Below are 14476 nucleotides of genomic sequence, written 5' to 3' on the forward strand. Positions count from 1 at the left end.
TCGCGGGCAGCCCACCACCACCCCAGCAAGTCCGGGAACCGGTCGGTGGGCCACTCGCGTGCTGCACGTATGTGCCCAGACCAGGGGAGCGGCTGCCCGCCAGGTCCGCTTGCGGACCCGACGGGTTTCCCCGGCTGCGGATGCGACCTCCCTCAACCCTGGCAAGCCGAAACCAACGAAAGAGACGAAAGACAGTGGCGAACCAGTCCCGCCCCAAGGTCAAGAAGTCGCGTGCCCTCGGTATCGCGCTGACCCCGAAGGCCGTCAAGTACTTCGAGGCCCGCCCCTACCCGCCGGGTGAGCACGGCCGTGGCCGCAAGCAGAACTCGGACTACAAGGTCCGTCTGCTGGAGAAGCAGCGTCTGCGCGCGCAGTACGACGTGTCCGAGCGCCAGCTCGTCCGCGCCTACGAGCGTGCCTCCAAGGTTCAGGGCAAGACCGGTGAGGCCCTGATCATCGAGCTGGAGCGTCGCCTCGACGCGCTGGTCCTGCGTTCGGGCATCGCCCGCACGATCTACCAGGCCCGCCAGATGGTCGTCCACGGCCACATCCAGGTCAACGGCCAGAAGGTCGACAAGCCGTCCTTCCGCGTCCGCCCGGACGACGTCGTGCAGGTCCGCGACCGCAGCAAGGACAAGACGCTGTTCCAGATCGCCCGTGAGGGTGGCTTCGCCCCCGACGGCGAGACCCCGCGCTACCTCCAGGTGAACCTCAAGGCGCTCGCGTTCCGCCTCGACCGGGACCCGAACCGCAAGGAGATCCCGGTGATCTGCGACGAGCAGCTCGTCGTCGAGTACTACGCCCGCTGACCCCAGCCGGACGCCGTACTCGAGCGGTACCTCAGCCCGCCGTCTCGCCACCCCTCCGGGTGCGCGAGGCGGCGGGTTCGTGCTGGTCCACCGCGCCGCGCACCGGCCCGCGCGGCGACGGGACCGCCGACAGCGGACGTCCCCCGTGCCCCGGACCGCGCAGCGCCCGCGCCACCGCCGCGTCCCGTTCGAGCCGCGCGCCCTCCCGGACGCCGCGCGCGTACCGCTCGTCGCCGAGCTGCTCCCGGGCCATGGTCTCGCAGCGCTCGTGCGGGGCGTTGTAGTACGCCGAGCCGAACAGCGGCAGGCCCACCGACGGCCACATCCCGGCCGCCGCGCCCTGGAGCACCGCCGCCTCGGCGGCGTCGCCGTCCGCCACCGTGACCAGGGCCAGCAGCTCCACCGCCAGCACCGAGCCGAGCAGATCGTGGAAGGCGTACGCGTTCCGGAGCCCCTCCGTCAGCAGCTCGCGGGCGGCGGTCAGATCACCCTCGCGCCAGGCGGCGTACGCCAGCACGTACAGCGCGTAGCCGCGCGCCCAGCGCTCGCCGTGGTCCTCGCACACCCGGCGCACGTCCTCGCACAGCTCCACGGCGTCCGCGAGATCGCCCTGGAACGCCCTGGTCATCGCCAGTTCGACCTGGCCCATCAGGACATTGCTGTTCAGCTCGCCGATCTCCCGGTAGCGCTCCAGCGCCGAACGCAGCAGCGTTTCTGCGCGCGGCATGTCGTCCGTGACCAGCGCCAGACAGCCGGTGCGGTGCTCCGCGTACGCCACCGCGGTCGGGTTCTCGACCCGCTCGGCCTCCTCCCGGCACTCCGTGAGCGCCCCCAGCGCCGTCACCGGATCGCCCTGGAGGACGGCCACATGGCCGAGCACCCACAGCGCCTTCAGCCGGGCCTGCTCACCGGGCCCGCGCTCGGCGACCGGCTCCAGACTGCGCTGCAGCCAGTGCCGCCCCTCCGCGAGCCGCCCGCAGCCCACCCAGTGGAACCACAGCGAACCGGCCAGGTACTGCCCGAGGTGCGCCTCGCCCGGCTCGGTCAGGCAGTGCTCCAGGGCGTCGCGCAGATTCGGCAGCTCCGCGTCGATGCGCGCGGCCACCTCGGCCTGGCGCGGTGAGAACCACTCCAGCTCGCACCAGGTGGCCAGGCCCAGGTACCAGTCGCGGTGGCGGCGCCGCAGCCGGTCCCCGTCCCCGGCCGCCGTCAGCCACTCGGCGCCGTACGCCCGGACCGTGTCGAGCATGCGGTAGCGCACCCCGGCCGGGGTCTCCTCGCGTCCGAGCACCGACTGGGCGAGGAGCTGCGTCAGTACGTCGAGGATGTCGTCGGCGGGCAGGCCCTCGCCGCCGCACACGTACTCGGCGGCCTCCAGATCGAACGTTCCGGCAAACACCGACAGCCGCGCCCACAGCAGCCGCTGCGGCGGGGTGCACAGCTCGTGGCTCCAGCCGATCGCCGTGCGCAGGTTGCGGTGGCGGGGCAGCCCGTCGCGCGGGCCGCCGTCCAGCAGCCGGAACCGGTCGTCGAGCCGGTCCAGGAGCCGACGCGGCGACAGCGCCCGCAGCCGCCCGGCCGCCAGCTCCACCGCCAGCGGGATCCCGTCCAGCCGTCGGCACAGCTCCCGGACGTCCTCGTCGTCGCCCAGCGTGACGCCCTGCCGGTCGGTGCGCTCCCGCAGCAGCCGTACCGCCTCGTCCTCGTCCAGCGGGGCCAGCGGGAACAGCAGCTCGCCCGCCACGCCCAGCGGCCTGCGGCCCACCGCGAGCACCCGCAGCCCGGGCGCCCGGCGCAGCAGTTCGGCGACCAGCTCGGCGCAGGTGTCCACCAGGTGCTCGAACCCGTCGAGGAGCAGCAGGACTTCACGGTCGGCGAGACGGTCGTAGAGGATCTCGCGCGCCGGGCGCGCGGTGTGGTCGGTGAGGGCGAGGCCCTCCAGGACCGCGTACTCGACGAACTCCGGGTCTCTCAGCGGTGCCAGCTCCGCGCGCCAGACGCCGTCGCGCGGGGCGCGCAGGGCGCCCGCTTGCGCCGCGAGGCGTGACTTGCCGACCCCGCCGGGACCGGTGACGGTCACCAGCCGTGAAGCGTCGAGCGCCCGGGCCAGACCGGCGAGTTCGGCCGCCCGGCCCATGAACGCGTCGAGTTCGAGGGGCAGGTTGCCGGGGGTGGGGCCGTCGGCGCGCTGATGATCTCGCATAGAACACGGAGCGTACTGAACCGTATTCAGTCCGTACAATCGGCTTGCGCGACTTCCCCTTACGCGCCCCCGCACGACTTCGCGCCGCGCGCGCCCTAATCGGGTACGGACCCGCACCCCCGGCGCGATAGGCTCGGTGCACGACTTTTTCTGAGCTCAGGCACGTATCAGGGAGCGGGTGCGCAGTGTCCGGTGGAGAGGTGGCCGGGATCCTGGTGGCCGTCTTCTGGGCGATCCTGGTGTCCTTCCTCGCCGTGGCCCTGGCGAGGCTGGCCCAGACGCTCAGGGCGACCACCAAGCTCGTGGCGGACGTGACCGACCAGGCCGTCCCGCTGCTGGCCGACGCCTCCACGGCGGTGCGCTCGGCGCAGACCCAGATCGACCGGGTCGACGCGATCGCGTCGGACGTCCAGGAGGTCACGTCGAACGCGTCGGCGCTGTCGACCACCGTCGCCTCCACCTTCGGCGGCCCCCTGGTCAAGGTCGCGGCCTTCGGGTACGGCGTGCGCCGGGCCCTCGGCGGCCGACGTGAGGACGTACCCGAGCGAGCGCCGCGGCGCACGGTGATCGTGGGCCGTACGGTCCCGGCCGCGCGGTGGGGCAGGCGCAACCAGCGCGGAAAGAAGGACTGAGAGCGAGTGTTCCGCCGTACCTTCTGGTTCACCACCGGCGTGGCCGCCGGGGTCTGGGCCACCACCAAGGTCAACCGCAAGCTGAGGCAGCTGACCCCCGAGAGCCTCGCCGCCACCGCGGCGAACAAGGCGATCGAGGCCGGTCACCGGCTCAAGGACCGCGCGGTCGGCTTCGCCCTCGACGTCCGCGACAACATGGCCGAGCGGGAGGCCGAACTCGACGAGGCGCTCGGCCTGAACGCACCCGTCGACCCCCAACTCCCCGCCGCCAGGCGGTACGCCGCCATCGAGAACAGCAACAAGACGAAGACGTACGTCATCGACCGGACGACGTACTCGTACAACCGGAATGAGGACCACTGATGGAGTCGGCTGAGATCCGCCGCCGCTGGCTGAGCTTCTTCGAGGAGCGCGGGCACACCGTCGTCCCTTCGGCGTCGCTCATCGCGGACGACCCGACTCTGCTCCTCGTGCCCGCCGGGATGGTGCCCTTCAAGCCCTACTTCCTGGGCGAGGTCAAGCCGCCCTTCGACCGCGCCACCAGCGTGCAGAAGTGCGTGCGCACCCCCGACATCGAAGAGGTCGGCAAGACCACCCGGCACGGCACGTTCTTCCAGATGTGCGGCAACTTCTCCTTCGGTGACTACTTCAAGGAAGGCGCCATCAAGTACGCCTGGGAGCTGCTCACCACGCCCCAGGACAAGGGTGGTTACGGCCTGGAGCCGGAGAAGCTCTGGATCACCGTCTACAAGGACGACGACGAGGCCGAGCGCATCTGGCACGAGGTCGTCGGGGTGCCGAAGGAGCGCATCCAGCGCCTCGGCATGAAGGACAACTACTGGTCCATGGGCGTCCCCGGCCCGTGCGGCCCCTGCTCCGAGATCAACTACGACCGCGGCCCCGAGTTCGGCGCCGAGGGCGGCCCCGCCGTCAACGACGAGCGGTACGTGGAGATCTGGAACCTCGTCTTCATGCAGTACGAGCGCGGCGAGGGCATCGGCAAGGACAACTTCGAGATCCTCGGTGACCTGCCGAGCAAGAACATCGACACCGGGCTCGGTCTCGAACGGCTCGCCATGATTCTGCAGGGCGTGCAGAACATGTACGAGATCGACACCTCGATGGCCGTCATCGACAAGGCCACCGAGCTGACCGGTGTGCGCTACGGCGACGCCCATGAGTCGGACGTCTCCCTGCGCGTGGTCACCGACCACATGCGCACCGCCACCATGCTCATCGGCGACGGTGTGACGCCGGGCAACGAGGGCCGCGGCTATGTGCTGCGCCGCATCATGCGCCGCGCCATCCGCAACATGCGCCTGCTCGGTGCCACCGGCCCGGTCGTCGCCGAACTGATCGACACCGTGATCGGCATGATGGGCCAGCAGTACCCCGAGCTGATCACCGACCGGGAGCGGATCGAGAAGGTCGCCCTCGCCGAGGAGAACGCCTTCCTCAAGACGCTCAAGGCGGGCACCAACATCCTCGACACCGCCGTCACCGACACCAAGGCCGCCGGTTCCACCGTGCTCCCCGGTGACAAGGCCTTCCTGCTCCACGACACCTGGGGCTTCCCGATCGACCTCACCCTGGAGATGGCCGCCGAGCAGGGCCTGACCGTGGACGAGGACGGCTTCCGGCGCCTGATGAAGGAGCAGCGGGAGCGCGCCAAGGCCGACGCCCAGGCCAAGAAGACCGGCCACGCCGACCTCGGCGCCTACCGCGAGATCGCCGATGCCGCCGGGGCCACCGAGTTCATCGGGTACACCGACACCGAGGGTGAGTCCACCGTCGTCGGCATCCTCGTCGACGGGCTGTCCTCCCCGGCCGCCACCGAGGGCGACGAGGTCGAGATCGTCCTGGACCGCACCCCGTTCTACGCCGAGGGCGGCGGTCAGATCGGCGACACCGGCCGGATCAAGGTCGACTCCGGTGCCGTGATCGAGATCCGCGACTGCCAGAAGCCGGTGCCGGGGGTGTACGTCCACAAGGGCGTCGTCCAGGTCGGTGAGGTCACCGTAGGTGCCAAGGCCCAGGCATCCATCGACGACCGGCGGCGCAAGGCCATCGCCCGCGCCCACTCCGCCACCCACCTCACCCACCAGGCCCTGCGCGACGCCCTCGGCCCGACGGCCGCCCAGGCCGGTTCCGAGAACCAGCCCGGCCGGTTCCGCTTCGACTTCGGGTCCCCGTCCGCCGTACCGCAGACGGTCATGCTCGACGTCGAGCAGAAGATCAACGAGGTGCTGGCCCGCGACCTCGACGTGCGCGCCGACGTCATGGGCATCGACGAGGCCCGCAAGCAGGGCGCCATCGCCGAGTTCGGCGAGAAGTACGGCGAGCGGGTGCGCGTGGTCACCATCGGCGACTTCTCCAAGGAGCTGTGCGGCGGCACGCATGTCCACAACACCGCCCAGCTCGGCCTGGTGAAGCTGCTCGGCGAGTCGTCGATCGGCTCCGGTGTGCGCCGCATCGAGGCCCTCGTCGGTGTGGACGCCTACCACTTCCTGGCCCGTGAGCACACGGTGGTCAACCAGCTCACCGAGCTGCTCAAGGGCCGCTCGGAGGAACTGCCGGAGAAGGTCTCCGCCATGCTCGGCAGGCTGAAGGACGCCGAGAAGGAGATCGAGAAGTTCCGCGCCGAGAAGGTGCTCCAGGCCGCCGCCGGACTCGCCGGGTCCGCCAAGGACGTGCGCGGGATCGCTCTGGTCGCCGGGCAGGTCCCGGACGGCACCACCGCCGACGACCTGCGCAAGCTGGTCCTCGATGTGCGGGGCCGCATCCAGGGCGGCCGGGCCGCCGTGGTCGCCCTGTTCACCGTGGTGAACGGCAAGCCGCTGACGGTCATCGCCACCAACGACGCCGCTCGTGAGCGCGGTCTGAAGGCCGGTGACCTGGTCCGTACGGCCGCCAAGACCCTCGGCGGCGGCGGTGGCGGCAAGCCGGACGTCGCCCAGGGCGGCGGTCAGAACCCGGCCGCCATCGGCGACGCCGTCGACGCGGTCGAGCGGCTCGTGGGCGAGACGGCCAAGTGAGCACCGACGCACCGAACGGCGGTACGGGCCCCGGCATGCGCCGTGGCCGACGTCTCGCCATCGACGTCGGGGACGCCCGGATCGGGGTCGCCTCCTGCGACCCCGACGGGATCCTCGCCACACCGGTGGAGACGGTCCCCGGCCGGGACATCCCGGCGGCGCACCGCCGACTGCGTCAGCTCGTCGAGGAGTACGAACCGATCGAGGTCGTCGTCGGCCTCCCTCGCTCCCTCAAGGGGGGCGAGGGCCCGGCCGCGGCCAAGGTCCGCGTCTTCGCGAAGGAACTGGCCAAGGGCATCGCACCCATCCCGGTCCGGCTGGTCGACGAGCGGATGACCACGGTCACCGCGACCCAGGGACTGCGCGCCTCGGGGGTGAAGTCGAAGAAGGGACGCTCGGTCATCGACCAGGCCGCCGCTGTGATCATCCTTCAGCAGGCACTGGAATCCGAACGGGTGTCAGGTAAAGCTCCGGGTGAGGGCGTCGAAGTGGTCATCTGATCGCGATACGGTAACGTTCCGCGCGATGCGGTGGCATTCGAACAGTCACCGCACAGGAGAGGCGGCACGGACACCGGGTCCCGGACGAGCCGAGTGACCGCCGCCTCGCGGCTCTAGGGGATCGATGACTGAGTATGGCCGGGGCCAGGGCTCCGAACCGTGGGATCCGGAGGACCCGTTGTACGGGGACGGCGGATGGGGTGGACAGCAGGCCCACCCGGGCCAGCAGGCCCACACGGGTCAGCAGTCCCCTTACGGCGGCCAGCCGCAGCACTACCCGCAGCAGCCGCAGCAGGGCCAGCAGCAGTACGGCGACTGGGACCAGGGCGCGCAGGACCCGTACGCCCAGGCGCAGCAGCAGTACCCCCAGCAGTACGACCCGTACTACGCCGACCCGGGGCAGCAGCAGTACGGCGGTCAGGGGCAGCAGCAGTACGACCAGCAGCAGTACCCGCAACAGCAGTACGCCACCGGCGGCTGGTCCACCGGCGCGCACCCGCAGAACCCGTACCCCGCCGATCCCGCCGACCCCTACGCCCAGCAGACCGGGACGTACGGCGGTGAGCAGCCCGACTTCTACAACACGCCGGACGCCTACCCGCCGCCGGAGCCGCCGAGCCGACGGCGCGCCGAGCCGGAGCCGCAGACCGACTGGGACCCGGGTCCCGACCAGGGGGAGCACGCCTTCTTCGCGGGCGACGACGATGACGACGGCGCCGATGACCTCGACGACGAGGCCGGGGGCCGCCGGGGGCGCGGTGACCGGCGGGGGCGCGGCGGCAAGGACAAGAAGAGTCGCAGCGGGTGCGCCTGTCTGGTGGTCGCGCTGGTGTTCGGCGGGGGGCTCGCCGGGGTCACCTATTTCGGCTACCAGTTCTACCAGGATCGTTTCGGCGCGGCCCCGGACTTCGCGGGCGACGGCACCAGCGAGCAGGTCAGCGTCGAGATCCCCAAGGGCGCGACCGGCTATGAGATCGGCCGCCGTCTGAAGGCGGCGGGCGTCGTCAAGAGCGTGGACGCCTTCGTCGCCGCGCAGTCGCAGGACCCGGAGGGCGACTCCATCCAGGCGGGCGCCTATCTCCTGCGCAAGGAGATGTCCGCGGCGAGCGCCGTCGACATGATGCTCGACCCCAAGAGCCAGGCGAACGTCATGGTCACGCCGGGCATGCGCAACGTGTCGGTCTACGGGAAGATCGACGAGAAACTCGGCCTCGAGGAAGGCACGACGCGGGACGTCGCCAAGGCGAAGGCCAAGAGCCTCGGCCTGCCGGACTGGGTGGGCAAGAACAGCGACATAAAGGACCCGCTGGAAGGATTCCTCTTCCCCGGCACCTATCCCGCGGCCAAGGGCATGAAGCCCGAGGCGGTCCTGAAGGACATGGTCGGGCAGGCCAACGACATGTACGAGGAGTACGACCTCCAGGACAAGGCCGAGGAACTCGACCTGGAGAACGCCTTCGAACTGGTCACCGTCGCCAGCCTGGTCCAGGCCGAGGGCAAGACGCAGGACGACTTCCGCAAGATGGCGGAGGTCGTCTACAACCGCCTCAAGCCCACGAACACGGAGACCAACCAGCTCCTCCAGTTCGACTCGACGTTCAACTACGCCAAGGGCAAGAGCGACATCCACATCACCGAAGAAGAGATCAACAGCGACCAGGACCCGTACAACACGTACACGCAGAAGGGCCTGCCTCCCGGTCCCATCGGCAACCCCGGTGAAGAGGCGCTGAAGGCCGCGCTCGACCCGACGGACGACGGCTGGATCTACTTCGTGGCGACCGACGGCCACTCCAACACGGAGTTCGCCAAGACCTATGCGGAATTCGAAAGGCTCAGGGACAAGTTCAATGAGAACACGGGCAACTGACGCCCGCCGGGCCGCCGTGCTCGGATCGCCGATCGCCCACTCGCTCTCCCCGGCGCTGCACCGCGCCGCGTACGAGGAGCTGGGGCTGACCGGCTGGACGTACGACCGGTTCGACGTCGACGAGGCGGCACTGCCGGGCTTCTTCGAGAAGCTGGGGCCCGAGTGGGCGGGCCTTTCGCTGACCATGCCGCTGAAGCGGGCGGTGATTCCGCTGGTGGACGAGATCAGTGAGACAGCGGCCTCGGTCGAGGCGGTCAACACGGTCGTGTTCACCGAGGACGGCCGCCGTCTCGGCGACAACACCGACATCCCGGGCATGATCGCCGCCCTGCGCGAGCACGGCATCGAGCAGGTCGGCTCCGCGGCCGTCCTCGGCGCGGGCGCCACCGCGTCCTCCGCGCTCGCCGCACTGGCCCGGATCTGCACCGGCCCGGTCACGGTGTACGTCCGCAGCGCGCCGCGGGCCGCGGAGATGCGGCAGTGGGGGGAACGGCTCGACGTCGAGGTCCGCACCGCCGACTGGGCCGACGCGGCCGACGCGCTGCGCGCCCCGCTGGTGATCGCGACCACCCCGGCCGGTACGACCGACGCGCTCGCCACCGCCGTACCGGAGATGCCCGCCACCCTGTTCGACGTGCTCTACGACCCCTGGCCCACCGCGCTCGCGGCCCGCTGGTCGGCGTACGGCGGCGCGGTCGTCAGCGGGCTCGACCTGCTGGTGCACCAGGCCGTGCTCCAGGTGGAGCAGATGACCGGGCGTGCCCCGGCCCCCGTCGACGTGATGCGAAAAGCGGGCGAACACGCGCTCGCCGAACGCTAGGATCCGCTCGGTCCGCGCAGGGGGCGTGGGCCGGGAGGGATAGAAGTCTTCATGTCCATGGACATACCACTGGCGTCCGCCAAGAGCGAGATCTTCGAGGCCGCGCTGTGGTTCCTGCCCGACTGGGCGCAGACCGGTGTGCTGGTGCTGATCCTGCTCGCCGTCGCCGTGACCTGGTCGGTCAAGCTGAAGCGCAAGCTGGCCCGGCGACGCCTGGCGCGTGCGATGCGGAACGGGCAGGTGACGGTGCAGCCCGCTCAGGGCCGTGGTGCCGACCACCTGGGACCCTACGCGCCGCGGCAGCCGCGCGGTGAGCAGAGCGGTGCGGATTTCCTTGGCCCCTACGCGCCGCAGTCGTCGCGTACCGAGGAGAGCGGTGCGGATTTCCTTGGCCCCTACGCGCCGCAGTCGTCGCGTACCGAGGAGAGCGGCACGGATTTCCTTGGCCCCTACGCGCCGCAGTCGTCGCGTACCGAGGAGAGCGGTGCGGACTTCCTCGGCGCCTACGCGCCGCAGCGGCGACCCGACGGGTCCGGCTGAGGTCCGCGGCCGTGGGCGCGCCCGCGCGATCGCGGCGGCGGCCCGGCGGGTCCGGTCGAGCACGCCGCCCGTCCGCCTGATGGACCAGCGGCCGGGACACGGGCCCGGACGTGGGAGGATCGGAGGTGGCGGGCCAGGGCCGCGCACCCCGGTCGCGCCGCGGCGTACGCGAGGACGCGCGTACGTGAGGCAGTACCAGGGCGCGAGCACTGAGGAGCACCGTTGAGCAGGTTGCGCTGGCTGACCGCGGGGGAGTCCCACGGTCCCGCACTCGTCGCGACGCTGGAGGGCCTTCCCGCCGGCGTGCCGATCACCACCGAGATGGTGGCGGACCACCTGGCGAGGCGGCGGCTCGGCTATGGGCGCGGTGCCCGGATGAAGTTCGAGCGGGACGAGGTCACCTTCATCGGCGGCGTCCGGCACGGACTGACCCTCGGCTCGCCCGTCGCGGTCATGGTCGGCAACACCGAGTGGCCCAAGTGGGACAAGGTCATGGCCGCCGACCCCGTGGACCCGGCCGAACTGGCCGAGCTGGCCCGCAACGCGCCGCTGACCCGCCCCCGCCCCGGCCACGCCGACCTCGCGGGCATGCAGAAGTACGGCTTCGACGAGGCCCGGCCGATCCTGGAGCGGGCCTCCGCGCGCGAGACCGCGGCACGGGTGGCGCTGGGCGCGGTGGCCCGGTCGTACCTGAAGGAGACGGCCGGGATCGAGATCGTCTCCCATGTGGTGGAGCTGGCGGCGGCCAAGGCACCGTACGGCGTCTACCCGACCCCCGCCGACGTGGAGAAGCTCGACGCCGACCCGGTGCGCTGCCTGGACGCCGACGCGTCGAAGGCGATGGTCGCGGAGATCGACCAGGCCCACAAGGACGGCGACACCCTCGGCGGTGTGGTCGAGGTGCTGGCGTACGGCGTCCCGGTCGGCCTCGGCTCGCATGTGCACTGGGACCGGCGGCTGGACGCGCGGCTCGCGGCGGCCCTGATGGGCATTCAGGCGATCAAGGGCGTCGAGGTCGGCGACGGCTTCGACCTGGCGCGGGTGCCGGGCTCCCAGGCGCACGACGAGATCGTCACCACCGACGAGGGCATCCGGCGCGCCACCGGCCGCTCCGGCGGCACCGAGGGCGGACTGACCACCGGTGAGCTGCTGCGGGTCCGCGCCGCGATGAAGCCGATCGCGACCGTGCCGCGGGCCCTGAAGACGGTGGACGTCGCCACCGGCGAGGCCGCCGCCGCCCACCACCAGCGCTCCGACGTGTGCGCGGTGCCCGCGGCCGGGATCGTCGCCGAGGCGATGGTGGCGCTGGTGCTGGCCGACGCGGTGGCGGAGAAGTTCGGCGGCGACAGCGTGCCCGAGACCCGCCGCAACGTCCGCGGCTACCTCGAGAACCTGGCGATCCGGTGACCGGCCCGCTGGTCGTCCTCGTCGGGCCGATGGGCGTCGGCAAGTCCACCGTCGGGCTGCTCCTCGCGGAGCACCTGGGCACCGGCTACCGGGACACGGACGACGACATCGTCACCGCCCAGGGCCGGTCCATCGCGGAGATCTTCGTCGACGAGGGCGAGGAGGCCTTCCGGGCCATCGAGAAGCGGGCGGTGCACGGCGCGCTGGCCGAGCACGACGGCGTGCTGGCGCTCGGCGGCGGCGCGATCCTCGACGCCGACACGCGCGCCCTGCTCGCCGGGCAGCGCGTCGTCTACCTCTCCATGGACGTCGAGGAGGCGGTCAAGCGCACCGGTCTCAACGCCGCCCGGCCGCTGCTCGCGGTCAACCCGCGCAAGCAGTGGCGCGAGCTGATGGAAGCCAGACGGCACCTGTACGAGCAGGTCGCCGCAGCCGTCGTCGCGACCGACGGCCGCACGCCCGAAGAGGTCACCCAACAGGTCCTGAACGCCCTGGAGTTGAAGGAAGCATGAGCGAGGCAGTCACCCGGATCCAGGTCGGCGGCACCGCGGGCAGCGACCCGTACGAGGTCCTGGTGGGCCGTCAGCTGCTCGGTGAACTCGGCGCGCTGATCGGCGAGCGGGCCAAGCGGGTCGCGGTCGTCCACCCCGAGGCGCTCGCCGAGACCGGTGAGGCGCTGCGGGCCGACCTGGCCGAGCAGGGCTTCGAGGCGATCGCCATCCAGGTGCCCAACGCCGAGGAGGCCAAGACCGCCGAGGTCGCCGCCTACTGCTGGAAGGCGCTGGGCCAGTCCGGGTTCACCCGCACCGACGTCGTCGTGGGCGTCGGCGGCGGGGCCACCACCGACCTCGCCGGGTTCGTGGCCGCGACCTGGCTGCGCGGGGTGCGCTGGATCGCCGTCCCGACGACCGTGCTGGCCATGGTGGACGCGGCCGTCGGCGGCAAGACCGGCATCAACACCGCCGAGGGCAAGAACCTGGTGGGCTCCTTCCACCCGCCCGCGGGCGTGCTCTGCGATCTGGCCGCGCTGGACTCGCTGGCGGTCAACGACTACGTCTCCGGGCTCGCGGAGATCATCAAGGCGGGCTTCATCGCCGACCCGGCGATCCTGGACCTCATCGAGTCCGACCCGCAGGGCGCGCGCACCCCGGCGGGCCCGCACACGGCCGAGCTGATCGAGCGCTCCATCCGGGTCAAGGCCGAGGTGGTCTCCTCGGACCTGAAGGAGTCGGGCCTGCGCGAGATCCTCAACTACGGCCACACGCTCGCCCACGCCATCGAGAAGAACGAGCGCTACCAGTGGCGGCACGGCGCGGCGGTCGCGGTCGGCATGCACTTCGCCGCCGAACTGGGCCGACTGGCGGGCCGGTTGGACGACGCCACCGCCGACCGGCACCGCACCGTCCTGGAGGCCGTCGGGCTGCCGCTCACCTACCGCTACGACCAGTGGCCCAAGCTGCTCCAGACCATGAAGGTCGACAAGAAGTCCCGCGGCGACCTGCTGCGCTTCATCGTCCTGGACGGTCTGGCCAAGCCCACGGTCCTGGAGGGCCCCGACCCCGCCATGCTGCTGGCGGCGTACGGCGAGGTCGCCGAGTAGGCCCACCGTGGTCACCGCCGCCCGATCCGCCTGACGGCGACGGGCACTTCGGGGCCCGCCCGGCCGTTCACCAAAGGACGGCCGGGGAAGGTACCGTTCGGTAGCGTGCGAAGCCGCGTATGCACAGCCTCGCCGCCAGCGCCAGTTGACTTGCACGAGACGGAGTGGGACCGGATGCAGCACGCAGTGGGATCCGAGCTGCCGCCACCCCACCAGCCCGGGCACGCACCGGCCTGGTCACCGGCCGCACCCCACCCGGGGCCGCCGCACCACCCGGGACCCGGCTTCAGCGGGGCCCCGGCCGGACCGGTCCCGCCGGTGCCGCATCACCCGGCACCGGTCCCGCCGCCGCCCACGCCGGAGACCACCGGCCATGTGCCGCTGCCACCCGGCGGTCCGGTGGGCATGCCGGTCCCGCCGCCCGCCATGGCCGCCCCCGCGGATCCCGCCACCACGATCCTCGCGGTGCTGCTCATCGGCCCCGCGGGCGCGGGCAAGACCAGCGTCGCCAAGTACTGGGCGGACCACCGCCGGGTCCCCACCGCACACATCAGCCTCGACGACGTACGCGAATGGGTCCGCTCCGGCTTCGCCGACCCCCAGTCCGGGTGGAACGAGCACTCCGAGGCGCAGTACCGCCTGGCCCGCCGCACCTGCGGCTTCGCCGCGCGCAACTTCCTCGCCAACGGCATCTCCTGCATCCTCGACGACGCCGTCTTCCCCGACCGCCCCGTGGTCGGCCTCGGCGGCTGGAAGCGCCATGTCGGCCCCGGCCTGCTCCCGGTGGTCCTCCTCCCCGGCCTCGACATCGTCCTGGAACGCAACGCCGAACGCTCCGGCAACCGCCGTCTCGGCGACGAGGAGGTCGCCCGCATCCACGGCCGGATGGCGGGGTGGTACGGCTCGGGGCTGCCGATCATCGACAACTCACAGATGGACGTGCCGCAGACGGCGCGGGTCCTGGATGACGTCCTGGCGAGGTCGATCGCCAGTCCGCCGCAGTGGTAGGGGGCGCTCCAGGAGGAGCGCCCCATATGTCCCGTAACACCCCGCCCGTCCC

The 14476-nt window shown here is 71.6% G+C and carries 13 protein-coding genes; 12 read left to right on the forward strand and 1 reads right to left on the reverse strand.

Annotated elements, in window-relative coordinates:
• Nucleotides 1-194: 194 nt before the first annotated feature.
• Nucleotides 195-809 (forward strand): 30S ribosomal protein S4, encoded by a 615-nt coding sequence (rpsD, locus tag ACFVQG_RS23530; protein ID WP_383386686.1) that lies wholly within the window; start codon nucleotides 195-197, stop codon nucleotides 807-809.
• Between the two features lie 31 nt (nucleotides 810-840).
• Here the strand turns inward: rpsD and ACFVQG_RS23535 are convergent, their stop codons facing one another.
• The gene (locus ACFVQG_RS23535; RefSeq protein WP_383386689.1) at nucleotides 841-3012 is read right to left on the reverse strand and encodes an ATP-binding protein; all 2172 of its coding nucleotides are present in this window, start codon (nucleotides 3010-3012) and stop codon (nucleotides 841-843) included.
• A gap of 185 nt (nucleotides 3013-3197) precedes the next feature.
• On the opposite strand from ACFVQG_RS23535, the gene ACFVQG_RS23540 reads away from it, so the two are divergent.
• The 11 genes from ACFVQG_RS23540 to ACFVQG_RS23590 all read left to right on the forward strand — a co-directional run bounded on the left by ACFVQG_RS23540 (nucleotide 3198) and on the right by ACFVQG_RS23590 (nucleotide 14424).
• Entirely contained in the window at nucleotides 3198-3644 is a 447-nt protein-coding gene (locus ACFVQG_RS23540) for a DUF948 domain-containing protein (RefSeq protein ID WP_383386691.1), read from the forward strand.
• A 6-nt stretch (nucleotides 3645-3650) separates the two neighbouring features.
• On the forward strand, nucleotides 3651-4007 hold the full coding sequence (locus ACFVQG_RS23545) for a hypothetical protein (RefSeq protein WP_383386694.1): 357 nt from the start codon (nucleotides 3651-3653) through the stop codon (nucleotides 4005-4007).
• Nucleotides 4007-6679 (forward strand): alanine--tRNA ligase, encoded by a 2673-nt coding sequence (alaS, locus tag ACFVQG_RS23550; RefSeq protein WP_383386697.1) that lies wholly within the window; start codon nucleotides 4007-4009, stop codon nucleotides 6677-6679. Before ACFVQG_RS23545 ends, alaS begins: the two co-directional genes overlap by 1 nt.
• Before the next feature lie 35 nt (nucleotides 6680-6714).
• Nucleotides 6715-7179, forward strand: a complete 465-nt coding sequence (ruvX, locus tag ACFVQG_RS23555) for a Holliday junction resolvase RuvX (protein ID WP_383387082.1) — start codon at nucleotides 6715-6717, stop codon at nucleotides 7177-7179.
• A gap of 124 nt (nucleotides 7180-7303) precedes the next feature.
• Nucleotides 7304-9049: an endolytic transglycosylase MltG gene (gene mltG / locus ACFVQG_RS23560; RefSeq protein ID WP_383386699.1), complete on the forward strand. Its 1746-nt coding sequence runs from the start codon at nucleotides 7304-7306 to the stop codon at nucleotides 9047-9049.
• Nucleotides 9030-9869: a shikimate dehydrogenase gene (locus tag ACFVQG_RS23565; RefSeq protein WP_383386702.1), complete on the forward strand. Its 840-nt coding sequence runs from the start codon at nucleotides 9030-9032 to the stop codon at nucleotides 9867-9869. Before mltG ends, ACFVQG_RS23565 begins: the two co-directional genes overlap by 20 nt.
• A 51-nt stretch (nucleotides 9870-9920) precedes the next feature.
• The gene (locus ACFVQG_RS23570) at nucleotides 9921-10409 is read left to right on the forward strand and encodes a hypothetical protein (protein WP_383386705.1); all 489 of its coding nucleotides are present in this window, start codon (nucleotides 9921-9923) and stop codon (nucleotides 10407-10409) included.
• A 222-nt stretch (nucleotides 10410-10631) separates the two neighbouring features.
• Nucleotides 10632-11816, forward strand: a complete 1185-nt coding sequence (aroC, locus tag ACFVQG_RS23575) for a chorismate synthase (protein WP_383386708.1) — start codon at nucleotides 10632-10634, stop codon at nucleotides 11814-11816.
• The gene (locus ACFVQG_RS23580) at nucleotides 11813-12328 is read left to right on the forward strand and encodes a shikimate kinase (RefSeq protein ID WP_383386711.1); all 516 of its coding nucleotides are present in this window, start codon (nucleotides 11813-11815) and stop codon (nucleotides 12326-12328) included. Before aroC ends, ACFVQG_RS23580 begins: the two co-directional genes overlap by 4 nt.
• Nucleotides 12325-13416 (forward strand): 3-dehydroquinate synthase, encoded by a 1092-nt coding sequence (aroB, locus tag ACFVQG_RS23585; protein WP_383386714.1) that lies wholly within the window; start codon nucleotides 12325-12327, stop codon nucleotides 13414-13416. Before ACFVQG_RS23580 ends, aroB begins: the two co-directional genes overlap by 4 nt.
• 174 nt (nucleotides 13417-13590) lie before the next feature.
• Complete coding sequence (locus tag ACFVQG_RS23590) at nucleotides 13591-14424, forward strand: Pro-rich N-terminal domain-containing protein (RefSeq protein WP_383386717.1); 834 nt, start codon at nucleotides 13591-13593, stop codon at nucleotides 14422-14424.
• Nucleotides 14425-14476 lie beyond the last annotated feature (52 nt).

Source organism: Streptomyces sp. NPDC057877, from assembly GCF_042796855.1.
In the GTDB taxonomy this organism is placed as follows: Bacteria; Actinomycetota; Actinomycetes; order Streptomycetales; family Streptomycetaceae; genus Streptomyces.